Here is a 20,836-nt window from a genome sequence, read left to right as displayed (position 1 = left end):
GTCATTCCATTGTCGGAATCACGAACGCGTTGCTCTCCTTGAGGCCGGAGGGCCAGCGCTGGGTGACGGTCTTGGTCTTGGTGTAGAAGCGGATCGAGTCCGGGCCGTGCTGGTTCAGGTCGCCGAAGCCGGAGCGCTTCCAGCCGCCGAAGGTGTAGTAGGCGATCGGCACCGGGATCGGCACGTTGATGCCGACCATGCCGACCTGCACCCGGGAGGCGAAGTCGCGGGCGGTGTCGCCATCGCGGGTGAAGATGGCGACGCCGTTGCCGTACTCGTGCTCGTTGGCGAGGCGCAGCCCCTCCTCGTAGTCCTTGGCGCGGACGATGGTGAGCACCGGGCCGAAGATCTCCTCCTTGTAGATGCGCATCTCCGAGGTGACCTTGTCGAAGAGCGTCGCGCCGACGAAGTAGCCGTCCTCGGCGCCGTCGACGACCAGCCCGCGGCCGTCGACCACCAGCTCGGCGCCCTCCTCGATGCCGATGTCGATGTACTTCTTCACCCGGTCGACGCCGTCCTTGCCGACCAGCGGCCCGTAGTCGGCGCCCGGATCGTCTGACCTGCCGACATTGAGCTTGTGCACCCGCTCGGTGAGCTTCTCCAGCAGGCGTTCCGCGGTCTCCTCGCCGACCGGCACCGCCACCGAGATGGCCATGCAGCGCTCGCCCGCGGAGCCGTAGCCCGCGCCGATCAGCTGATCGGCGACATCGTCGAGGTCGGCGTCGGGCAGGATGATCGCGTGGTTCTTGGCGCCGCCGAAGCACTGCGCGCGCTTGCCGTTGGCGGTCGCGGTCTCGTAGATGTACTGCGCGATCGGGGTGGAGCCGACGAAGCCGACCGCCTTGATCCGCGGGTCGTGCAGCAGCGTGTCGACGGCGGTCTTGTCGCCGTTGACCACGTTGAAGATGCCCGGCGGCAGCCCGGCCTCCAGGAACAGCTCGGCCAGCCGCAGCGGCACCGAGGGATCGCGCTCGGAAGGCTTGAGCACGAAGGCGTTGCCGCAGGCGATCGCCGGGCCCGCCTTCCACAGCGGGATCATGGCCGGGAAGTTGAACGGCGTGATGCCCGCGACGACGCCGAGCGGCTGGCGCATGGAGTAGACGTCGATGCCGGTGCCTGCGCTGTCGGTGTACTCGCCCTTGAGCAGGTGCGGGATGCCGACGGCGAACTCGATCACCTCGAGGCCGCGCTGGATGTCGCCCTTGGCGTCCGGGATGGTCTTGCCGTGCTCGGAGCTGAGCAGCGCGGCCAGGCTGTCCATCTCGTCCTGCACCAGGGTGAGGAACTTCATCAGTACGCGCGCGCGGCGCTGCGGGTTGGTGGCCGCCCAGGCCGCCTGCGCCGCCTCCGCGTTGGCGATGACCGCCTCGACCTCGGACTTGCTCGCCAGCGGAACCCTGGCCTGCACCTGCCCCAGGTTCGGATCGAAGACGTCGGCGAAGTTGCCGGAGGTACCGGCGACGTGCTGGCCTCCGACGAAGTGGGTGAGTTCGCGAACCATGTTCGTCCTGTTCTCTCGGGAAGTTCTACGGGCATCCTATAGTTGGACGTCCAAGTAATTGCCGGTAGGTCATCCGATGTGACCCACGGCACGATTATCCTCCGGTTCAGCCGAAGGTGGCGCCGATATTGCCGAGCAGGGTGCGGCGGGCGGCCCGGGACTCCGGCGCGAACGGGAGCAGCGGGTAGTCGTGGATGGCGCCCGGCTCCTCGTGCATGGTGACGGCGGGGGCGCGGTCGCGCAGCAGGCGGCAGTCGGCGAGCGCGATGTCGCGGCCGCCGATGTACAGGTCGATCGGCGGGAGCTGGGTGAGGTCGCCGAAGAGCGGGCTGACCAGCGGATCGTCCGGAGCGAGGTCGCCGCGCCATACCTCTCCGCAGAGTTTCAGGCCGGCCGCGGAGAGCCACGGGTCGCGGCGTTCGAGGGCCGGGATCTCCGGGTTGGTGAGCGCGATGTCGAGCCAGGGGGCGATCAGGGTGAGGCCGATGGGTTCGGCGTGCAGCGCGGCCGCGAGGGCGAGGCCCGCGCCCGCGGAGTCGCCCGCCAGGTATGTCGGGCCGTCGAGCTCGGCGAGCAGCGTCGCGAGCAGGGCGTGCGCGTCGCGGGCGGTGTGCTGCGGGGCGAGGCCGTAGCGGGGGACGTGCACCGGGCGGCCGGTGGCGGTGGCGATATCGGCCACCAGGTCCCAGTGCTGGGTGGCGATGGCGCCGACGTAGCCGCCGCCGTGCAGGTAGACGGTGCCGCCCGAGCCTTTCACCGTTTCCGGCTCGACGGTGTGTACCGGGAAGCCATCGATCTCGCGGGTGCTCAGCCGCTCCCGGAGCCGGGCGGGCGGTCGCGCCGGGCGCTTGGGTTCGGCGAGGTAGGCGCGGGCGTTGCCGGCCGTGGCGTAGCGGCGGTGCCGGGTGAGCCGGATGAGGCCGGCGAGGACGTGCATCTGCCAGGACATGCCCGGATTCTCCGGCATGCGCGGCAGTTGGTCAGCCGAGTCCGCCGAGTGCCAGCCACTCCGGCCCGAACAGCGGCGCCCCGGCGAACTGCGGCCGCGGCGGCTCCGGCTCGGGGCGGAAGGCGAAGCGGGTGCCGCGCGGGTCGATCAGGCCGGCCGGGTCGGCCACGCCGAGGACGGGAAGTTCGCCGGTGCGGGTTCGGGTCGGCACGGTGCACACCTCGCGGGGGTCCGGGGATCGCGGTCGTCGTTGCCATTGCAGCGATTTCGGGCGCGGAAGTCGCGGGTTGTGCTCGAGCCGAGCCGAAACCGGGCTCGCCGCGGGTCAGTAGATACGCACCTCCGGGATGGTTCCCATCAGCGCGGCCCACTCCGGGTACTTCGCGATCTTGGCCGCGCTCAGCGCCTCGATCTTCGCCTGCAGCGCGGGATCGGGATCGTCGCTGACGTCGGGGCCGACCGCGAGCCGGGCGAAGTGCGGCACGATCTCCGGATCGCCTGCCAGGTGCACGGGATCGTGCAGGTACCGCTCCAGCGCGGCCAGATCCGCGATCCCGACGACGTAGCCGTGCGTATATCCGTCGGCATCGCCGAGGCCTTGCCCGACCGTGCCGAACGAGACCGACTCCACCGAGGCGGTGCGGCGCATGAGCGCGAGCACCCGCTCCCGCTGGTCGTCGGTGGTTTCCGGCCGGAAGCTGAACCGCAGGGTGTGCACGATCACGAGAGTCCTCTCTTTTGAACCAATGAGTTCAATTTAGAGAACTAACTTGTCAATACACAAGGTTGGCCCCGAAAGTACGATGGCCGGATGACGGAGACCAGGGGGCGAATCGACAAGCGGCGAGCGATTCTCGACGCGGCCTTCTCGGTCTTCGCCCTGCGCGGCTACGACCAGGCCTGTGTGCAGGAGATCGCGAGCGCGGCCGGGGTGGCGAAACCGACCGTCTACAACCACCTCTCGGACAAGGCGACGCTCTTCCACAGCGCGCTCCGGGCCGCCGCCGAAGAGGTCGCCGCGGTCTGCACCGCCGCAGTGGAGCCGCTGCGCGACGCCGCCGACGCACCCGCCGCGCTGGCCGAGACGGCGGCGCTGCTGCTCGCCGCCTGCTCGGACGAGCGCTCCCGCGCGCTGCGCAAACTGGCCCTCGCCGAGAGCACCACCTTCCCCGACCTGCTCGACGAGATCCAGGAGGCCACCGCGCTGCGGCTGCGCGCCGCACTGGCCGATCGGCTGGCCCGGCTCACGCTCGCCGGACGGCTGCGCACCCCGGACCCCGACATCGCCGCCGAACAGCTCATCGCGCTGCTCACCGGGCCACTGGAATCCCGCTCCCGAATGGGAAGGCGGGAGGTGCCCGCGGCCGAGCTCGACACCATCGCGGCGGCCGCCGTGCGCACGTTCCTGTCCGCGTTCGGCACACCCGGCGAAACAGCCCGGTCGGTGACCGGGCCCGTGTGACAATCGCTCCGCACCGCGACGACAGGAGATCAGGATGCGGCTGGCCGGTACCGAGCTCGGCGATTTCCGCGTCCTGGACGCGCACATCCACCAGTGGGACCCGCTCGGCACCCCGCGCGACTTCAGCTCGCTGGCCAAGCTCTTCAAGTACCTCCCGGTGCCGATCGACCTCGCGGTGCGGGTGGCGAAGAAGCGGGATCGGGAGTTCGTCGGCGATCCGACCGCCTACACCAGGCCGTACCTGCCCGCCGACTACCGCGCCGACGCGGGCCCGCTCCCGGTGGCGGGCATCGTGCACATCGAGGTGGACTGGCACGCGAGCGCGCCGCTCGGCAAGGCGGACGAGACCCGCTGGGTGCAGAGCCTGCCGTTCGGCGTCGACACCCCCGCGCTGGCCGCGCTGATCGGCTCGGCCGACCCCGCCGCCCCCGGCTTCGCCGACCTGCTCGACGCGCACGGCTCCGCCTCACCGGTGCTGCGCGGCATCCGCACCATGGTCGCCAACCACCCGGACCCCGACGTCCGCTCCTTCACCCCGGCCTCGGACGCGCTGGAGAACCCGGCCTTCCTCGACGGCTTCGCGCAGCTCGCCGAGCGCGGGCTGAGCTTCGAGGCGTGGGTCTACTCGCACCAGATCCCGCAGGTCACCGCGCTCGCGCAGCGGTACCCGGAGGTGCCGATCGTGCTGAACCATCTGGGCACCCCGGCGGGACTCTTCGGGCGACTCGGCAGCCGCACCGGCGCGGATGCCAACGCCCGCCGCGACCTGCTGCTGCGCTGGCGCGACGACACCGCCGCGCTCGCCGCGCACCCGAGCGTCGTGGCCAAGGTGAGCGGGCTCGGCATGCCGGTACTCGGCCATCCGGTGCCGAAGCGCGGCACCCTGACGCCGGTGGATGCCCTGGTGGACCGGTACGGCCCGCTGCTCACGCACGCGCACAGCGTCTTCGGCGCGGAGCGGCTGATCTGGGGCTCCAACTTCCCGGTGGACAAGCCGATCACGACGATCCCGGGAAGCGCCGAGGCGGTCGCGCTGGTCCTCGCCGAATCCGGGTACGGCGACGAGCAGCTGCGCGCGGTGTTCGGGGAGAACGCGCGGCGGTTCTACCGGATCGAGGGCTGAGCCTCAGGGCAGCGGCAGGAAGCGGGCGCCGAGCACCGCGCCCACCTGGTGGATGTGCTCGGCGATCCGGTCGGCGTCGATCTCGATGGTGCCGGTGCGCCAGGCGGTGAGCAGCTCGACGAAGCCGCCGATGCCGATCAGCGTGCTGATCCGGAAGTCGGTCTCGTCGACGCCGGGGCGCAGGTAGGGGCGGGAGAGCTCGATCATGAGGTCGGTGGCGTCGCCGATCATCCGCTTGCGGCGCTGCTCGAGCACGGCGCTGCCCGCGTGATCGGCGAGCAGGATGCGGGCCCGGCTGTGGTCGTCGACCTGGAAGCGGACCGCCCGGCGCACCGCCTCGCGCAGGATCTCCAGCGGCGGCCGCTCCGCCGTCACCGCGCTCGCCAGGTGGGCGAAGACCTCGGCGCAGACGTCGTCCCAGGCCGCGCCGAGCAGTTCGTCGCGGTCGGCGAAGTGCTCGTAGAAGTAGCGATCGTTCAGCCCGGTGCGGGTACAGACCTGACGCATGGTCACCGCGGCCCAGCCGCTCTCCGCCCACAGCGCGAGCGCCGCATCGATCAACCGGCCACGCCGCTCGGCGCTGCGCTCGGCCGCCGTGCGGCCACCCCAGGTGCGCGCGGGAACAGGTACGGCCACGGTTGACAAAGTATCACCGGCCGCGTGTTATTGGTGGCAGGTGCGGACAATGGGGTCATCTGACACCAGTTGGGCCCCTCCCACGACTCCCGAGGAGTGTGCATGCGGCTCAATCCCTTCGGCGGCCCCCGGCGGACCGCGAACGCCGACGCGGTGGTCACCGGTGCGGGCAGCGGCATCGGCCGGGCCTTCGCCGTCGAGCTCGGCAGGCGCGGCGGGCGGGTGCTCGTCGCCGACATCGACCGGGATCGGGCGGCCGAGACGGTCGGCCTGGTCGAGCAGGCAGGCGGCAAGGCGCTGGAAACCCAGTGCGACGTGCGCGACGCCGACCAGGTGGCGCGGCTGGCCACGGTCGCCGAGGAGTTCTTCGGAGGCACCCCCACGCTGGTGATCAACAACGCGGGCATCGGCCAGGGCGGCCCGCTGATCGGCGAGGTGAGCCTGGAGGACTGGAAGCGCACCCTGGACGTGAACCTCTGGGGCGTCATCTACGGCTGCCACGTCTTCGCCCCCCGCCTGCGCGCGGCCGGGCGCGGCGCGATCGTCAACGTCGCCTCGGCGGCGGCCTTCGGCACGGCGCCCCGGATGTCGGCGTACAACGTCAGCAAGGCGGGGGTGCTCGCGCTGTCGGAGACGCTGGCGGCCGAGCTATCCGGCAGCGGCGTGAGCGTCACGGTGCTCTGCCCGACCGCGGTCAAGACCAATATCCTCACCCCGGAGGCGCCGCTGGACGGCTTCGCCGAGAAGGTCGGCGGGCCGCTGCTGCGCTGGACCGGGCGGCCCCCGGAGTCGATCGCCACGACCACACTGGACGCGGTCGACGGCGGCGAGCTGTACGTGGTGCCGCAAGTCGAGGCGAAGCTGGCCTGGTCGACCAAGCGGCTCGTCCCGACCGCGTACACCCGCGCGGCCGGGCTGATGAACCGGCTGGTCCGATGAGCGCGGCCGACCACGAGATCATCGTGGTCGGCGCCGGCTTCTCCGGAATCGGCGCCGGAATCCAGCTGCGCCGGGCCGGGTTCGACGACTTCCTGATCGTCGACGAGGCGGACGGCGTCGGCGGCACCTGGCACTGGAACACCTACCCCGGTGTCGCGGTGGACATCCCGTCCTTCAGCTACCAGTTCTCCTTCGAGCAGCGGGACGAGTGGTCCCGGGTGTACGCGCCGGGCCGGGAGCTGAAGGCGTACGCCGAATCCTGCGTCGACAAGTACGAACTCCGCGGGCACATCCGCTTCGGCACCACCGTCGAGCGGGCCGAGTTCGACGAGGCGGCGCACCGCTGGCGGCTGCGCACCGGCGACGGCGCGGAGCTCACCGCCCGCTTCCTCGTCGGCGCCACCGGCGCGCTGACCAGGCCGAAGCCGCCGGAGATCCCCGGCATCGACGAGTTCGCCGGGATCACCATGCACACCGCGCGCTGGGATCACGAGCAGGGCTTGCGCGGCAAGCGGGTGGCGATCATCGGCACCGGGGCCTCGGCGGTGCAGATCATCCCGGCCGTCGCGCCGGAGGTGGAGCGGCTCACCGTCTTCCAGCGGACGCCGATCTGGTGCCTGCCCCGGCCGGACGCGCCGCTGCCCGGCCCGCTGCGGCTGGCCCTGAAACTGCCCGGCGGCAAGCTGCTCACCCGGCTGGTCAGCCAGACCTACGTCGAGCTCACCTTCCCGGTGGCCGCGCACTACTACGCCACGCTGCCCACCGCGGCGGCCGCGGAGCGGATCGGCCACGCGCACCTGCGCCGCTCGGTGCGCGACCCGGAGCTGCGCGAGAAGCTCACCCCGCGTTACGCGCTCGGCTGCAAGCGGCCCAGCTTCTCCAACGACTACCTGAGCACCTTCAACCGGGCGAATGTCGCGCTGGAGACCGACCCGATCGCCGCCGTCACGCCGACCGGGGTGCGGACGGCCTCCGGGGTCGAGCACGAGGTGGACGTGCTGATCCTGGCCACCGGGTTCCGGGTGATGGAGGCGGGCAGCATGCCGACCTTCGACCTGCGCGGGGTCGGCGGGCGCGACCTGGAGCAGTGGTGGGACGAGAACCGGCTGCAGGCGTACGAGGGCGTGAGCATCCCCGGCTTCCCCAACTTCTTCTGCGTGATCGGGCCGTACGGGTACAACGGCGCCTCGTACTTCACCCTGATCGAGAACCAGACGAAGCACATCCTGCGCTGCCTCGAGCACGCGCGGGAGCGCGGCGCCAGCCGGGTGGAGATCACCGAGGCGGCCAACGACAGGTACTTCCGGGAGATGCTGTCGCGCCGCGGCGGTCAGGTGTTCTGGCAGGAGAGCTGCGCGACGGCGAACAGCTACTACTTCGACAAGCACGGCGATGTGCCGCTGCGGCCGTCGACCACGCTGGAGGCGGCGTGGCGGGCCGGGCACTTCGATCTGGGCGACTACCGGTTCGACGCCGCCGCCTGAGGCGGGTGTAGGGCAGTGGGCGGGCAGCGGCGCCGCCTTCCCGCTGGGGGTCAGCCGGATCACACTGGAGAACGGCACCCGACGCCGGGAAGTTCCGGCCCCCACTCGACACCCGATGGCCCCGCCCACGAGCCCCGGTGTGTCTTCGGCCCCGGCGCCGGGTGTTCATCACTGTTCCAGCGCGCGGTACAGCGCGGCCAGATCCTTCCAGCCCGTGGCGGCGATCGCCTCGTCCGGTGCGGTGCTGCGCAGGGCCTGGCGGAGCAGGACCGGGTCAAGGTCGTCCAGCGCGGGGCGCGGAGCCGGGCGCGGGAGCGCGGGGAGTTCCAGTGCCTCGCCGTAGGGGTCGGCCGGGTCGGTGGCGTCGCTCTCTCGTTCGACCGCGCCGATCAGGTTCTCCGGGTCGACGCCGCGCACGGTGAGCAGGTCGCGCGGGTGCTCGTCCAGGCGGTCCGCGAAGACGTGGCAGACGGCGGCGACGTGTTTGCACGGGCGCGCGGAATCCGGGCAGGTGCAGTCGAAGTCGAGGTCGGCGGCGGTGTCCGGGAGCAGCAGGGGCTCCAGGCTCGCGGGCGGAAGGCCGGCGACCACCTCGGCGAGCGTGCCAGGGGTCGCGCGGATCTCCTCGACCAGCAGCTCCAGCTCCTCCGGGCGCATGCGGCGCACCACCAGCGCGGCGGTGAACGGCCGCGGCTGGCTGCCCTGCACCTCCCCGACCACCACCCCCGGCTCCGTCCGCCAGCTCAGCACCTGACCCGCCCGCACCACCGCGCGCCCGCGCGCCAGCCTGCCGGTCTCCCCCACGCGGTCGATGCCTGCCAGCAGCGCCCGCCCCCAGCGTGGAGCGGCTCGCACCGCACCACCGCTGCGGCGGGGAGCGGGGCTCACTCCCCCACCGCCTCGGCGCCGAGGGCGAAGAGGTCGCGGAGTTCGTCGGTGCCGAGTTCGGTGACCCAGTTCTCGCCGACCCCGACGGTGAGATCCGCGAGTTTGCGCTTGTGCGCGATCATCTCGTCGATCCGCTCCTCCAGCGTGTCGACGCAGACCAGCTTGCGCACCTGGACCGCACGGCGCTGGCCGATCCGGTAGGCCCGGTCGGTGGCCTGGTTCTCCACCGCCGGATTCCACCAGCGGTCCATGTGCACCACGTGGTTGGCGGCGGTGAGGGTGAGCCCGGTGCCGCCCGCGGCCAGCGAGAGCACCATGAGCGGCGGCCCGTCCGCGCTCTGGAACCGCTCGACCATGGCGTCCCGCGCCCCGCGCGCGACCCCGCCGTGCAGGAACGGCACCTGAGTGCCGAACCGCTCGGCCAGGAACGGCACCACCAGCTCGCCGAACTCGCGGAACCGGGTGAAGAGCAGCGCCTTCTCGCCGTCCCCGAGCACGCCGTCCACGATGTCCTCCAGCAGCGCCAGCTTCCCGGAGCGGTGCCGCCCCCGGCGCAGCACCGGCGAGCCGTCGCCGAGGAAGTGCGCGGGATGGTTGCAGACCTGGGCCAGCCGGGTCAGCGCGGCCAGCACGGCGCCGCGCCGTGCCATGCCTTCCGCGGAGCGCAGCTTCTCCACCATGTCGTCCAGGACCGCCTGGTAGAGCGCGGCCTGCTCGGCGGTGAGGTTGGCGCGGACCGTCATCTCCAGCTTCTCCGGGAGGTCGTCGATGACGGTGGGGTCGGTCTTCACCCGGCGCAGCACGAAGGGTCCGGTGATGGCGCGCAGCCGGGTGACCGCGTTCTGATCGGCCTCGCGCTCGATCGGCACCGCGAACCGGGACCGGAACGCCTGGGCGCTGCCGAGCAGCCCGGGCACGACGACGTCGAGCAGCGCGCGCAGCTCCTCCAGCCGGTTCTCCATGGGGGTGCCGGTGAGCGCGAGCCGGTGCCGGGCGGGCACCGCGCGGGCGGCGCGCGCCTGCCTGGTCGCGGCGTTCTTCACGTGCTGCGCCTCATCCAGAACCAGTCGCTCCCAGCGGCATTCGGCGAGGTCGGCGACGTCGCGGGCGAGCAGGGCGTAGGTGGTGATCACCAGGTCGGCCCCGGCCGCCGCGGTCGCGAGCGCGGCGCCGGAGAGCCGCGCGGGGCCGTGGTGCACCAGCACCCGCAGCTCGGGTGCGAACCGCGTGGTCTCGCGCTGCCAGTTGCCGACCACCGACATCGGGCAGACCAGCAGCGTCGGCGTGGCGGCGCGCTCGTGCAGCAGCAGCGCCAGCACCTGCACGGTCTTGCCGAGCCCCATGTCGTCGGCGAGGATCGCACCGAGCCCGAGCCTGCTCATGGTGGCCAGCCAGGCCAGGCCGCGGCGCTGGTACGGGCGCAGGGTGGCGCCGAGGCCGGGCGGGTCGGGCACCTCGACGGTCTCGGTGTGCCGGTCGAAGAGCTCGGCGGCCCAGCCGGTGGCGGTGACCTCGGTGATCGGCACCCCGTCGACCCGCTCGCGGGCGAGTTCGGCGAAGAGCGCGGCCAGCGTCGCCTCGTCGCCGCGCTGAGCGGCCACGTACCGCGCGGCCGCGCTGAGCGCCGTGCGATCGGCCTGCACCCACTCCCCGCGCAGCCGAACCAGATCCGATTCGGCGGTGATCAGCCCGCGCATCTCGGCCTCGGTGAGCTCGGTGTCGCCGAGCGCGAGTTCCCAGCGGTAGGAGAGGATGCCGGGCAGCCCGACGGCGCTCTCCGCGGCGGGCGGGCTGCTCACCCGCAGTTTCAGCGTGGGGGCGGTGACGGTCCACGGGCGGGGCAGCAGGAGCCGGATGCCCGCGGCGTGCAGCGCGGCGGCGCCGTGTTCGACCAGGTCGGCGACGACCTCGGTGGGCAGCAGCAGGTCGAGGGTGGCGTCGTCGCCGGGCAGGTCGCGCAGCCGGGGGTAGGCGGCTCTGGCCTGCTCCAGCTTCGCCATGCCGGTGCGCAGCCGCACCGGGTCGCCGTGCAGGGCGACGGGCTCCGGTGCCTCGTCGGCGGCACGGATGCAGACCTCGAGGCGCCAGAGGGTGAATTCGCCGCCGTCGCCGTCGGGTTCGCCGAGACGGAGGACCAGCTCGTACTCCTCGGTCTCCAGGCCGGCGCGCCAGCGCTCGAGCACCTCGGCGGGGCGGTAGCCGCCTGGCTCGACCGGCTCGTCGTCGCGCAGCCCGGCGATCAGCGGATGCGCCGAGCGCGGGGCGCCGCCGAGCAGGGAGCGGGCGATCGGGTCGGTGAGCTCGGCGAGCAGGTCCTCCAGCACCGCGGCCGGCCTGCCCGGCACGCGCAGGGCGGGCGGCATGAGCGCGGCGAGTTCGGCGCTCCAGGCCCGCTGCCTGGCGCCGCCGACGAGTTCCCAGCGGGACCACCACTGCCCGTCGGCGCGGCGCAGCTGCGGCACCACCCGGCCCGCGCGCACCCAGCGCTCGATGCCGTTCGCCACGTGCGCCAGGAAGCGCAGGTCACCGGCGGCGGTCTCGGGTGGCAGCCGCTGCCGCAGCACCTCGGCGGCGGCCGCCGGTGCCAGCGCGTGCGCGGGGACCTCGGCGACGGCGCCGGTCGGTTGCAGCGCCTCGGCGCGGTGCCGGAAGCGGGCGCGGGCGAGGAGCCCGCCGAGCGGCTCCGGCGGCTCGGCGCCCGGCCGCTCGTCACGCCACAGCAGCAGGCCCGCGCCGGGCGACCACAGAGCGTGCAGCATCCGCCCATCCAAGCACCAGCCCCCGACACCACATCCGCTGGCCGCGCGGACCGGAGCTCGACCGGCAGCGCGATCCGCCCCACGGTCCGCGGCCGGTTGCTCCGGCGGGTGTCGCTGTGCGGCGATCGGCTTCATCCCCAGCCGCGGGTCGCGGGCACAGCGGCCTGTCGGTGCCGCGCGGTACAGGTGAGCCATGACCGCGCCGCTGCTCCGCCTGCTCGTCGCTCTCACCGTCGTCCTCGCCGCCGGTTGTTCGGTGCTCGGCCCGGCTACGGCGCCTGCCCCCGGCAGCCCGACCCGGGCCGAGCTCGAGCACCTGCTCGGGCAGGTGCGGGTGGTACCGGAGCGCCCGCACCCCGGCGGTTACGAACGCGGGTGCAAGGACGGCCAGGGCTGTGTCTTCGGCGAGTCCTGGACCGACGCCAGCGACGCCCCGGGCGGGTACGACGGCTGCGACACCCGCAACAACGTGCTGGCCGCCCAGCTCACCGCGGTGCAGTTCCGCCCGGGCACGCGGAACTGCGTGGTGCTGGCAGGCGGCCTGGACGACCCCTACACCGGCACCCACATCACCTTCGACAAGTCCGATGCCAGAGCGGTGCAGATCGACCACGTCTTCCCGCTGGCCGCCGCCTGGGATCTGGGCGCCGCCGCCTGGCCGCAGGCCCGGAGGGTCCGCTTCGCCAACGACGTCACCGTCAACCTGGTCGCCACCGCGGGCGCGACCAACCAGGCCAAGAGCGACGGCACGCCGGGCGAGTGGCTCCCGCCCGCCGCCTCCGGCCACTGCTTCTACGCGGGCAAGTACCTGACCGTCGCGGCCGACTACGACCTCCCGCTCACCGCCGCCGACAGCGCCGCGCTGCGCGGTATCGCCGCGCGCTGCCCGTAGCTCAGGCCCCGGTCGCCACCGGCCGCTTGGGGTCGTGCGCCCACTGCGACCAGGAGCCGGGGTAGAGCGCCGCCTCGATCCCGACCACGGCGAGCGCCGCGATCTGGTGCGCCGCCGTGACCCCCGAGCCGCAGTACACCGCGACCGGGCCGTCCAGCCCGGCGAAGCGTTCGCGCAGGTCGTCGACGGGCCGGAAGCGGCCGTCGCCGTCCAGGTTCTCGGCGGTGGGGGCGCTCACCGCGCCGGGGATGTGCCCGGCGCGCGGGTCGACCGGCTCGGTCTCGCCGCGGAACCGCTCGGCGGCGCGGGCGTCGAGCAGCGCGCCGGGCCAGCGGGCGGCGGCGTCGGCATCGATGACCGGGAGGTTGCCCGCGGTCAGCACGACATCGCCGAGCGGCGTCTCGGCCTCGGCGCCGGTCGCGACCGGCGCACCGGCGGCGACCCAGGCGGGCAGCCCGCCGTCCAGGATCCGGACGTCGGCGATCCCGCCCCAGCGCAGCAACCACCAGGCGCGGGCCGCGGCGAGGCCACCGGTGGCGTCGTAGACGACGACGGCATCGCCCTGATCGATCCCCCAGCTCCGGGCGCACTGCTGCAGCGAGCCGAGGTCGGGCAGCGGGTGTCTGCCGCGGGCGGGCGATGGCGGCGCGGCGAGCTCGATATCCAGGTCGACGAAGACCGCACCCGGAATGTGCCCCGCCGAATAGTGTTGCGCGCCTTCGGGATCGCCGAGCGCCCAGCGCACGTCCAGTAGCCGGAGCCGGCCTTCCGCCACCTTCGCGCGCAGGTCGGACGGCGAGATCAGTACCCCGCTCACCACAGCTCCTCGTAGTCGGCGGTCACGCGTCGTCGCGTGCGGATCCGACCACCCTAGCGCGCGAGGGTTACGAGAATCGGGCCAGTTCAGCGGGACCGGCCACGGACATCGGGGGCGCCGGGGTGCAGGATGCCGGAGGTGAACGGTCCCGAACAGCAGGCGAACCCGGCGCAACCCCTCGGCGCGGGCATGGTGACCGCGCTGGTCGGCTTCACCAGCTCGTTCGCGGTGGTCCTCGCCGGAATCACGGCGGTCGGCGCGACGCAGGCGCAGGCCGCCTCCGGGCTGGCCGCGCTCTGCGTGACCCAGGCGGTCGGCATGCTGCTGCTGAGCCGCTGGTTCCGGATGCCGATCACGCTGGCCTGGTCGACGCCGGGCGCGGCGCTGCTGGCGGGCACCGGCGTGGTGGCAGGCGGCTGGCCCGCCGCGGTCGGGGCGTTCGCGCTCACGGGGGCGCTGATCGTGCTGACCGGGCTGTGGGGGCGGCTCGGCGCGCTGGTGGCCGCGATCCCGGTGCCGATCGCGCAGGCCATGCTGGCCGGGGTGCTCGTCCCGCTGTGCCTGGCGCCGGTCGAGGCGGTGCGCAGCTCGCCCGCGGTGGTGCTCCCGGTGATCGCGGTGTGGCTGGTGCTCACCCGGTTCGCGCCGCGCTGGGCGGTGCTCGCGGCCTTCGGCACGGCGGCGGTCGGCGCCGGGATCGCCATCGCGGTGCGCGACACCCCGCTGGACGCGGGCTCGATGATTCCGGCGCTGCAGCTGACCTGGCCGCACTGGAGCTGGCAGGCCGTGATCGGGCTCGCGGTGCCGCTCTACATCGTCACCATGGCGTCGCAGAACATTCCGGGGACGGCGGTGCTCGGCTCGTTCGGGTACCGGACGCCGTGGCGTGCGGCCATGACCGTCACCGGCATCGGCACCGTGCTCGGCGCCCCGGCCGGCGGGCACGCCATCAACCTGGCCGCGATCAGCGCGGCGCTGGCCGCGGGGCCGTCCGCGCACCCGGACCCCGCGCGCCGCTGGGTCGCGGCGTTCACCGCGGGCGGCTGCTACCTGGTGCTCGCGCCTGCCTCGGCGGCGCTGGTGACGCTGGTCGCGGCCGCACCGGCCGGGGTGCTGGAGACGGTCGCCGGGCTGGCGCTGCTCGCCACCCTCGCCACCTCGCTGACCGGTGCGCTCGCGGACGAGGAGCACCGAACAGCGGGGGTGGTGACCTTCCTGATCGCGGCCTCCGGGGTCGGTTTCCTCGGGGTGGGCGCCGCGTTCTGGGCGCTGCTGGCCGGGCTGCTCGTGCGCGCCGCGCTGTCCCGGCCGCGCCCGGTCAGCCCCGGCTGAGCAGGGTGAGCGGATCCTCCAGCAGGTGCGCGACGTCGGCGAGGAAGCGGGCGCCGGTGTCGCCGTCGATCATCCGGTGGTCGAAGGAGACGCCGAGCGTGGTCACCCAGCGCACGGCCAGTTCGTCGCGCACCACCCATGGCCGCTTGCGGACCGCGCCGAGGCAGAGGATGCCGCCCTCGCCCGGGTTCACCAGCGGGACCCCGCTGTCCACCCCGAACACCCCGATATTGGTGATGGTGAAGGTACCGCCGCGCAGGTCGGCGGGGGCGGCGTTGCCCGCCCGCGCGGTCTCGATCAGCCAGCCCAGTTCGCGGCAGAGCTCGCGCAGCGACAGGGTGTGCGCCTCCTTGAGGTTCGGGACGAGCAGGCCGCGCTCGGTGGCCACCGCGATGCCGAGGTGCACGTAGTGCTTGGTGACGATGTGCTGGTTCGCGTCGTCCCAGAAGGCGTTCAGGTCCGGGAAGTCGCCGAGCGCGACCAGCGTCGCCTTCGCCACCAGGGTGAGCGGCGTGAGCGGGAGCCCCTCGAACGAGGCGGTGTTGCGCAGGTGGTCGATGAGCTCCATGGCGGCGGTGAAGTCGACCGTGGTCGAGGCGCCCGCCTGCGGGATCGTGCGCGCGCTCACCACCATGGCGGCGGCGGTGCGCTTGCGCACCCCGGCGATCGGGGTGCGGGTCTCCCTGGAGACCGGGCGGATGACGCCGGTGCGCGCGTCCGAGGCGACGTGCGGTTCGGCCGCGGCCGGTTCGGCGCCGGGCGCGCGGCGGGGCTGCGAGATGGGGACGGCGGCGCGCACGTCGTCGACGGTGACCGCGCCCTCCGGGCCGGAGCCGGCCAGGAACCACAGGTCGATCCCGAGCTCCTTGGCGAGCTTGCGGGCCGCGGGCGTCGCCGCCGCCCTCCGCATCTTCGGGTCACCGCCGAGCGGCGAGCGCGAGCGCCCGTTTGCAGCCTGATTCCGCTGCGCTGCAGCAGAATTCGCGATGTCACCGGCAACCGCCGACGGACGGACGCCGGCCGGCTCCGCAGTGCCCCGCGGCTGCACACCCTCGGCGTACTCGCGCTCCACCGCGCGGGCGGCGGCACCGGCCGCCGCGGCGGCACCGCGCGGCCCGCGCCGCGACTCCGCGTCCCCGGACGGCCCGTAGCCGACCAACACCCCGCCCTGCGGCGCGCCCGAACTCGGTTCCGGCGCCGAGTATCTCACCGGTGCGGCGGCATCACCCCGCCCCCGCACCCGGATGAGCGGCGTCCCGACCGGCACCGTCTCCCCAGGCTGCGCGAGCAGCTCGGCGACCACCCCGGCGAACGGGGACGGCAGCGCCACCACCGCCTTCGCCGTCTCCACCTCGGCGATCACCTGGTTCAGCTCCACCTCGTCGCCCACCGCGACGGCCCAGGAGACGAGCTCGGCGTCGGCGAGCCCCTCGCCCAGGTCGGGTAGCCGGAATTCCAGCACCGGACCGGCGGTGGCGGGGTCTCGAACGGCGGCATCGTGCACGGGGGACACCTCTCACTGAGCGTTTCAAGCGGCGAGGGAGCGGTCGACCGCGGCGAGAATGCGGTCGACGTCGGGCAGGTGGTGTTTCTCGAGCTTAGCCGGGGGGTAGGGGATGTCGAAGCCGCCGACTCTCAGCACCGGGGACTCCAGGTGATAGAAGCAGCGTTCGGAGATCCGCGCCGCCAGTTCCGCGCCGAGCCCACCCGACACCTGCGCCTCGTGCACGACCACCAGCCGCCCGGTCTTCAGCACCGACTCCTCGACGGTGTCCAGGTCGAGCGGGCTCAGGCTGCGCAGGTCGATCACCTCGACCGAATGCCCCTCGGAGGCGGCGATTCTCGCTGCTCCGAGCGCCGTGGCGACGGTACCGCCGTACCCGGCGACGGTGATGTCGTCGCCCTCGGCGCAGACCCGCGCGCGGTCCAGCGGGAGCGCGGGCGGGGCGTCGAAATCGACCTCGGCGCGGTCCCAGTACCTGCGCTTGGGCTCGAAGAAGAGCACCGGGTCGTCCAGCGCGACGGCCTGCCTGATCATGTGGAAGGCGTCATCGGGCGTGCTCGGCGCGACCACCCGCAGCCCGGCGGTGTGCGCGAAGTACGCCTCCGGCGATTCGGAGTGGTGCTCCACCGAGCCGATGCCGCCGCCGAACGGGATCCGGATGGTGAGCGGGGCCCGCACCCTGCCCTGCGTGCGGTAGTGGATCTTGGCGACCTGGGAGACGATCTGGTCGAAGGCCGGGTAGACGAAGCCGTCGAACTGGATTTCGCAGACCGGCCGGTAGCCGCGCAGCGCCATCCCGAAAGCTGTTCCGATGATGCCGGATTCGGCCAGCGGGGTGTCGATCACCCGGTGCTCGCCGAAGTCCTTCTGCAGCGCGTCGGTGACCCGGAAGACGCCGCCGAGCCTGCCGATGTCCTCGCCCATGAGCACGACCTTCCGGTCGTCGTCGAGCGCGGCGCGCAGTCCGGCGTTCAGCGCGGCGGCGAAGGTGGTGATCATGCGCGCACCCCCGTCGCCGCGCCCTGCTCGTCGGCGAGATACGCCGCGAACGCCGCCCGCTGACGCTCCAGCTCGGCGTGCGGAGTCGCGTAGACGTGGTCGAAGAGCGTCTCCGGCGCCGGGTCCGCCATCTCCACCGTCGCGCGGCGCAGGCGGTGTGCCACGGCATCGGCCCGCTCGCCGACCTCGCGCTCGAACGTCGCGTCCCAGCCGGACTCCCGCGCCAGCAGCCTGCGCACCCGGTCGATCGGGTCGCGGCCGCGCCACTCGTCGGCCTCGGCCGGCACGCGGTAGCGGGTGGGGTCGTCGGCGGTGGTGTGCGGCCCCATCCGGTAGGTGAGCGCCTCGATGAAGGAGGGGCCGCCGCCGGAGCGCGCCCGCGCCAGCGCCTGCCTGGTCACCGCGAGCACGGCGAGCACGTCGTTGCCGTCCACCCGGATGCCGGGCATGCCGTAGCCGTAGGCTCGGCGGGCCAGCGGCACCGCGCTCTGCACCCGGACCGGCGCGCTGATCGCCCAGTGGTTGTTCTGGCAGAAGAACACGACCGGCGCGGCCCAGCTCGCGGCGAAGCCGAGCGCCTCGGCGATATCGCCCTGGCTGGTCGCGCCGTCGCCGAAGTAGGCGACGGTGGCGAGTTCGGCGCCGTCCAGGTGCGCGGCGTAGGCGTAGCCGGTGGCGTGCAGCCCCTGCGCCCCGACCACGATGGCCGGGTTGGTCATGCCGACGGCGTCCGGGTCCCAGCAGTGGTGCGCGACCCCGCGCCAGAGCCGGGTCAGGTCCGCCGGGTCGACGCCGCGGCACCAGGCCACCCCGGCCTCGCGGTAGCTGCAGAACACGTAGTCGTCCCGGCGCAGCGCGCGGGCCGAGCCGATCTGCGCGGCCTCCTGACCGGACAGCGGCGCCCACAGCCCGAGCTCACCCTGCCGCTGCAGCGCGGTGCCCTCGCTGTCGATCCGGCGCGCGATCACCAGGTCGGCGTAGAGCTCGCGGAGCTCGGCGGTGCCGATATCGGCGACCAGCGCGGCGTACTCGGGGTCGAGCACCCGCCTGCCGTCGGGCTGGACCAATTGCACGGGGTACGCGCGGTCGCGCGGTTTCTCGGGCATGTATCGCCTCCTGTGGAGCCGGCCTTGTGAGCCATATCACTCAGCATCCCCGGTCCCGCGCTCCGCGCAACCGACCGCGACCCGACTGCGCAAGATGCGTACTCGAGCGGGGCCGCGCGGTGTCGTACTGCATCGCATGTCCAGTTCGCTCGATGCCACCGACGCGAGCCCGCCATCCGGCTCGGACCGGGCGCCCGCCCGGCTAGGGTGCGGAGCATGGAGATTTCGGGCAGGGTCGCGGTCGTCACCGGAGCGGGCGCCGGCATCGGCGCGGCGCTCACGGAGCGGCTGGTCGCGGGCGGCGCGCGGGTGGTCGCCGTCGATCTTGACGAGGCCGCGGTGCGCGCGGTGGCCGAGCGGGCCGGTGCCGCCGCGGTGGCGGGCGATGTCGCGGACGAGGCAGTCATCCGCGCCGCGATCGACGCCGCAGAGCGCGAGTTCGGCCCGGTCGAGCTGTACTTCGCCAATGCCGGGATCGGGGGCGGCGGCGGGCTGGACGCCACCGAGGCGCAGTGGGCGGCCGCGCTCGACGTCAATGTGCTCGCGCACGTCCGCGCGGCGAAGCTGCTCGTCCCCGGCTGGGTGGAGCGCGGCACCGGGTACTTCGTGACCACCGCGTCGGCGGCCGGGCTGCTCACCCAGCTGGGCTCGGCGCCCTACGCCGTCACCAAGCACGCGGCGGTCGGCTTCGCCGAGTGGCTCTCGGTGACCTACGGCGACCAGGGGATCAGGGTGAGCTGCGTCTGCCCGATGGGCGTCGACACCCAGCTGCTGCACACCGGCATGGTCCCCGAGGGCGCCGAGGCGGACGGGCAGCTCGCGATCAAGGCGGTGACATCGGCGGGCGCGGTGCTCTCCCCCGAGCAGGTGGCCGACGACGTCCTGGCCGGTGTCGCGGCCGAGCGGTTCCTGATCCTGCCGCACCCCGAGGTGCTGGAGATGTACCGGCACAAGGGCGCCGACTACGACCGCTGGATCGGCGGCATGCGCCGCTACCAGGCGGCGCTACGCGGGTAACTCCGCTGCCACGATCGTCGCCGCCGCGGCCCGGATGACCTCCGGGATCGGCACCGGCCTTCGCGTCTCCTCGTTCACGTAGACGTGCGTGAAGCTGCCGGTCGCGGCGAGCTCCGGCTCGGTCTCGGTCTCCCGGAAGATGGCGAGGTCGTAGGTGATGCTGGAGTTGCCGAGCCGGGCGACCCGGATGCCGACCTGCAGCATGTCCGGGAAGCTCACCGAGCCGTGGAAGCGGCAGGAGGTCTGCGCGACCACGCCGAGCTCGGGCAGCTCCCGGATGTCGGTGCCGGTGGCCGCCATGAGCCAGGCGTTCACCGCGGTGTCGAAGTACGAGTAGTACGTCACGTTGTTCACGTGGCCGTAGTGGTCGTTGTCCGCCCACCGGGTCGGCATCGGCCAGAGCACGGGATACTGCTGCGTCACCCGGCCGACGATAGCTCAGCGGGCGCCGCGCCCTGCCGGTGGTCGCGCGGGCTGACGCCGTGGTGCCGCTTGAACGCGGTGCTCAGCGCGAAGGCGCTGCCGTATCCGACCTGCCTGGCGATCGCCTCGATGGTGGCGTCGCTCTCCTGCAGCAGGTCGGCGGCGAGCGCCAGCCGCCACTCGGTGAGGAAGGCCATCGGCGGCTCGCCGACCAGCTCGGTGAAGCGGCGAGCGAGCGCCGCTCGCGAAGCGCCGACCGCCTCGGCCAGGCCGGCGACCGTCCAGCCGTGCGCGGGGTTGTGTTGCAGCAGCCGCAGTGCCCTGCCGACCATCGGGTCGCTGTAGGCGTGGTACCAGGCGGGGGCATCGGCCCTGGCGAACCAGGCGCGCAGCGCGGCGATGAGGACCAGGTCGAGCACGCGGTCGAGCACCGCGCCCTGGGCCGGGCGGTCCTCGGTGACCTCGTCCACCAGCAGCGCGAGCAGCCGGGCGTCGACTTCGCCGGAGCCTAGCACGATGGCGGGTGGCAGCGCGCGCAGCAGCCTGCGGCTGGCCGCGCCGACCGACTCGTAGGTGCCGGTGACCATGACGGTGGCGCCGTGCGGGTCGGTGCCCCACTGCCTGACCCCGAGGCTCAGGGTCTCGCAGAGGATCTCGCCGTCCGGCGTCTTCGTGACCTGCCCCGGGTGGATGACGATCTGCGGCGGGGTGGCCGGGTCGTCGGCGACGGTGTAGGAATCGGGGCCGCGCACGATCGCGACGTCACCGGCGCCGAGGCGCCGCCGCTCGCCGTCGTCGGTGAGGAACCAGGCGTGCCCGCGCACCATCGCGACCACGGTGAGCGGCGCCTCGTCCTGGATCCGCAGCGACCACGGCGGGTCGAGCCGCGAGCACATCAGGAAGGCGCCGCGAGCGCGGGGACCTTCGAGCAGGCTGGCGAGTGCGTCCACCGTTCGAGGGTAGACGGCGCCGGACGGCGCGGTCGAGCACGGAACGGCGCTGCGG

The 20,836-nt window shown here is 73.3% G+C and carries 20 protein-coding genes; 7 read left to right on the top strand and 13 right to left on the bottom strand.

Going from position 1 to position 20,836, the window contains the following annotated elements:
* Nucleotide 1: 1 nt before the first annotated feature.
* The 4 genes from ACFO0B_RS22515 to ACFO0B_RS22500 all read right to left on the bottom strand — a co-directional run bounded on the left by ACFO0B_RS22515 (nucleotide 2) and on the right by ACFO0B_RS22500 (nucleotide 3,174).
* The gene (locus ACFO0B_RS22515; protein WP_378614520.1) at nucleotides 2–1,501 is read right to left on the bottom strand and encodes a CoA-acylating methylmalonate-semialdehyde dehydrogenase; all 1,500 of its coding nucleotides are present in this window, start codon (nucleotides 1,499–1,501) and stop codon (nucleotides 2–4) included.
* 106 nt (nucleotides 1,502–1,607) lie between these two features.
* Nucleotides 1,608–2,450 (bottom strand): alpha/beta hydrolase fold domain-containing protein, encoded by an 843-nt coding sequence (locus ACFO0B_RS22510; RefSeq protein WP_378614519.1) that lies wholly within the window; start codon nucleotides 2,448–2,450, stop codon nucleotides 1,608–1,610.
* Nucleotides 2,451–2,481: 31 nt separating this feature from the next.
* Nucleotides 2,482–2,661 carry a hypothetical protein gene (locus tag ACFO0B_RS22505; protein WP_378614518.1) on the bottom strand — a complete coding sequence of 60 codons (180 nt, stop codon included), beginning with the start codon at nucleotides 2,659–2,661 and terminating at the stop codon, nucleotides 2,482–2,484.
* Nucleotides 2,662–2,775: 114 nt separating this feature from the next.
* Complete coding sequence (locus ACFO0B_RS22500) at nucleotides 2,776–3,174, bottom strand: Dabb family protein (protein WP_378614517.1); 399 nt, start codon at nucleotides 3,172–3,174, stop codon at nucleotides 2,776–2,778.
* Between the two features lie 87 nt (nucleotides 3,175–3,261).
* Between ACFO0B_RS22500 and ACFO0B_RS22495 the strand changes: the two genes are divergently transcribed.
* Together ACFO0B_RS22495 and ACFO0B_RS22490 are read left to right on the top strand one after the other, a co-directional pair.
* A complete protein-coding gene (locus tag ACFO0B_RS22495; RefSeq protein ID WP_378614516.1) occupies nucleotides 3,262–3,912 on the top strand; it encodes a TetR/AcrR family transcriptional regulator in 651 nt (216 codons plus the stop codon).
* Nucleotides 3,913–3,946: 34 nt separating this feature from the next.
* Nucleotides 3,947–5,035, top strand: a complete 1,089-nt coding sequence (locus ACFO0B_RS22490; protein WP_378614515.1) for an amidohydrolase family protein — start codon at nucleotides 3,947–3,949, stop codon at nucleotides 5,033–5,035.
* Nucleotides 5,036–5,038: 3 nt separating this feature from the next.
* On the opposite strand, the gene ACFO0B_RS22485 is transcribed toward ACFO0B_RS22490, so the two are convergent.
* Nucleotides 5,039–5,671 (bottom strand): TetR/AcrR family transcriptional regulator, encoded by a 633-nt coding sequence (locus ACFO0B_RS22485; RefSeq protein ID WP_378614514.1) that lies wholly within the window; start codon nucleotides 5,669–5,671, stop codon nucleotides 5,039–5,041.
* A 102-nt stretch (nucleotides 5,672–5,773) separates the two neighbouring features.
* On the opposite strand from ACFO0B_RS22485, the gene ACFO0B_RS22480 reads away from it, so the two are divergent.
* Both ACFO0B_RS22480 and ACFO0B_RS22475 read left to right on the top strand, forming a co-directional pair.
* The gene (locus ACFO0B_RS22480; protein WP_378614513.1) at nucleotides 5,774–6,610 is read left to right on the top strand and encodes an SDR family NAD(P)-dependent oxidoreductase; all 837 of its coding nucleotides are present in this window, start codon (nucleotides 5,774–5,776) and stop codon (nucleotides 6,608–6,610) included.
* On the top strand, nucleotides 6,607–8,094 hold the full coding sequence (locus ACFO0B_RS22475) for a flavin-containing monooxygenase (RefSeq protein WP_378614512.1): 1,488 nt from the start codon (nucleotides 6,607–6,609) through the stop codon (nucleotides 8,092–8,094). The genes ACFO0B_RS22480 and ACFO0B_RS22475 overlap by 4 nt, the downstream gene beginning before the upstream one ends.
* Before the next feature lie 168 nt (nucleotides 8,095–8,262).
* Here ACFO0B_RS22475 and ACFO0B_RS22470 read toward each other — a convergent pair whose 3' ends face one another.
* Together ACFO0B_RS22470 and ACFO0B_RS22465 are read right to left on the bottom strand one after the other, a co-directional pair.
* Complete coding sequence (locus ACFO0B_RS22470) at nucleotides 8,263–8,949, bottom strand: SWIM zinc finger family protein (protein WP_378614511.1); 687 nt, start codon at nucleotides 8,947–8,949, stop codon at nucleotides 8,263–8,265.
* Nucleotides 8,950–8,978: 29 nt separating this feature from the next.
* Nucleotides 8,979–11,741 (bottom strand): DEAD/DEAH box helicase, encoded by a 2,763-nt coding sequence (locus tag ACFO0B_RS22465; RefSeq protein ID WP_378614510.1) that lies wholly within the window; start codon nucleotides 11,739–11,741, stop codon nucleotides 8,979–8,981.
* A 193-nt stretch (nucleotides 11,742–11,934) separates the two neighbouring features.
* Between ACFO0B_RS22465 and ACFO0B_RS22460 the strand changes: the two genes are divergently transcribed.
* Nucleotides 11,935–12,633: an HNH endonuclease family protein gene (locus ACFO0B_RS22460; protein WP_378614509.1), complete on the top strand. Its 699-nt coding sequence runs from the start codon at nucleotides 11,935–11,937 to the stop codon at nucleotides 12,631–12,633.
* Nucleotide 12,634: 1 nt separating this feature from the next.
* On the opposite strand, the gene ACFO0B_RS22455 is transcribed toward ACFO0B_RS22460, so the two are convergent.
* Nucleotides 12,635–13,438 carry a sulfurtransferase gene (locus ACFO0B_RS22455; RefSeq protein ID WP_378614582.1) on the bottom strand — a complete coding sequence of 268 codons (804 nt, stop codon included), beginning with the start codon at nucleotides 13,436–13,438 and terminating at the stop codon, nucleotides 12,635–12,637.
* Nucleotides 13,439–13,579: 141 nt separating this feature from the next.
* On the opposite strand from ACFO0B_RS22455, the gene ACFO0B_RS22450 reads away from it, so the two are divergent.
* Entirely contained in the window at nucleotides 13,580–14,782 is a 1,203-nt protein-coding gene (locus tag ACFO0B_RS22450) for a benzoate/H(+) symporter BenE family transporter (protein WP_378614508.1), read from the top strand.
* Here the strand turns inward: ACFO0B_RS22450 and ACFO0B_RS22445 are convergent.
* The 3 genes from ACFO0B_RS22445 to pdhA are packed head-to-tail and all read right to left on the bottom strand — an operon-like array spanning nucleotide 14,769 to nucleotide 18,391.
* On the bottom strand, nucleotides 14,769–16,286 hold the full coding sequence (locus tag ACFO0B_RS22445) for a dihydrolipoamide acetyltransferase family protein (RefSeq protein WP_378614507.1): 1,518 nt from the start codon (nucleotides 16,284–16,286) through the stop codon (nucleotides 14,769–14,771). The two genes, ACFO0B_RS22450 and ACFO0B_RS22445, sit on opposite strands and share 14 nt — an antisense overlap.
* Nucleotides 16,287–16,310: 24 nt before the next feature.
* A complete protein-coding gene (locus tag ACFO0B_RS22440) occupies nucleotides 16,311–17,285 on the bottom strand; it encodes an alpha-ketoacid dehydrogenase subunit beta (protein WP_378614506.1) in 975 nt (324 codons plus the stop codon).
* Nucleotides 17,282–18,391 (bottom strand): pyruvate dehydrogenase (acetyl-transferring) E1 component subunit alpha, encoded by a 1,110-nt coding sequence (pdhA, locus tag ACFO0B_RS22435; RefSeq protein ID WP_378614505.1) that lies wholly within the window; start codon nucleotides 18,389–18,391, stop codon nucleotides 17,282–17,284. The genes ACFO0B_RS22440 and pdhA overlap by 4 nt, the downstream gene beginning before the upstream one ends.
* A 216-nt stretch (nucleotides 18,392–18,607) precedes the next feature.
* Between pdhA and ACFO0B_RS22430 the strand changes: the two genes are divergently transcribed.
* The gene (locus ACFO0B_RS22430; RefSeq protein WP_378614504.1) at nucleotides 18,608–19,408 is read left to right on the top strand and encodes an SDR family oxidoreductase; all 801 of its coding nucleotides are present in this window, start codon (nucleotides 18,608–18,610) and stop codon (nucleotides 19,406–19,408) included.
* Here the strand turns inward: ACFO0B_RS22430 and ACFO0B_RS22425 are convergent.
* The gene (locus tag ACFO0B_RS22425) at nucleotides 19,397–19,801 is read right to left on the bottom strand and encodes an acyl-CoA thioesterase (protein WP_378614581.1); all 405 of its coding nucleotides are present in this window, start codon (nucleotides 19,799–19,801) and stop codon (nucleotides 19,397–19,399) included. The two genes, ACFO0B_RS22430 and ACFO0B_RS22425, sit on opposite strands and share 12 nt — an antisense overlap.
* A 26-nt stretch (nucleotides 19,802–19,827) precedes the next feature.
* Nucleotides 19,828–20,781, bottom strand: coding sequence for an AraC family transcriptional regulator (locus ACFO0B_RS22420; protein WP_378614503.1), 954 nt, complete (start codon nucleotides 20,779–20,781; stop codon nucleotides 19,828–19,830).
* Nucleotides 20,782–20,836 lie beyond the last annotated feature (55 nt).

Source organism: Nocardia jiangsuensis (assembly GCF_042650385.1).
In the GTDB taxonomy this organism is placed as follows: domain Bacteria; phylum Actinomycetota; class Actinomycetes; order Mycobacteriales; family Mycobacteriaceae; genus Nocardia; species Nocardia jiangsuensis.
Note: the sequence above shows the minus strand (reverse complement) of the source record. Positions and strands in the feature narration are given on the sequence as shown.

Bases quoted from the DNA above. Each gene is read 5' to 3' on its own strand.
- ACFO0B_RS22515 (WP_378614520.1), bottom strand. From the start codon at position 1,501: ATGGTTCGCGAACTCACCCACTTCGTCGGAGGCCAGCACGTCGCCGGT.
- ACFO0B_RS22510 (WP_378614519.1), bottom strand. From the start codon at position 2,450: ATGTCCTGGCAGATGCACGTCCTCGCCGGCCTCATCCGGCTCACCCGG.
- ACFO0B_RS22495 (WP_378614516.1), top strand. From the start codon at position 3,262: ATGACGGAGACCAGGGGGCGAATCGACAAGCGGCGAGCGATTCTCGAC.
- ACFO0B_RS22490 (WP_378614515.1), top strand. From the start codon at position 3,947: ATGCGGCTGGCCGGTACCGAGCTCGGCGATTTCCGCGTCCTGGACGCG.
- ACFO0B_RS22480 (WP_378614513.1), top strand. From the start codon at position 5,774: ATGCGGCTCAATCCCTTCGGCGGCCCCCGGCGGACCGCGAACGCCGAC.
- ACFO0B_RS22475 (WP_378614512.1), top strand. From the start codon at position 6,607: ATGAGCGCGGCCGACCACGAGATCATCGTGGTCGGCGCCGGCTTCTCC.
- ACFO0B_RS22465 (WP_378614510.1), bottom strand. From the start codon at position 11,741: ATGCTGCACGCTCTGTGGTCGCCCGGCGCGGGCCTGCTGCTGTGGCGT.
- ACFO0B_RS22460 (WP_378614509.1), top strand. From the start codon at position 11,935: ATGACCGCGCCGCTGCTCCGCCTGCTCGTCGCTCTCACCGTCGTCCTC.
- ACFO0B_RS22450 (WP_378614508.1), top strand. From the start codon at position 13,580: ATGCCGGAGGTGAACGGTCCCGAACAGCAGGCGAACCCGGCGCAACCC.
- ACFO0B_RS22440 (WP_378614506.1), bottom strand. From the start codon at position 17,285: ATGATCACCACCTTCGCCGCCGCGCTGAACGCCGGACTGCGCGCCGCG.
- pdhA (WP_378614505.1), bottom strand. From the start codon at position 18,391: ATGCCCGAGAAACCGCGCGACCGCGCGTACCCCGTGCAATTGGTCCAG.
- ACFO0B_RS22430 (WP_378614504.1), top strand. From the start codon at position 18,608: ATGGAGATTTCGGGCAGGGTCGCGGTCGTCACCGGAGCGGGCGCCGGC.
- ACFO0B_RS22425 (WP_378614581.1), bottom strand. From the start codon at position 19,801: ATGCCGACCCGGTGGGCGGACAACGACCACTACGGCCACGTGAACAAC.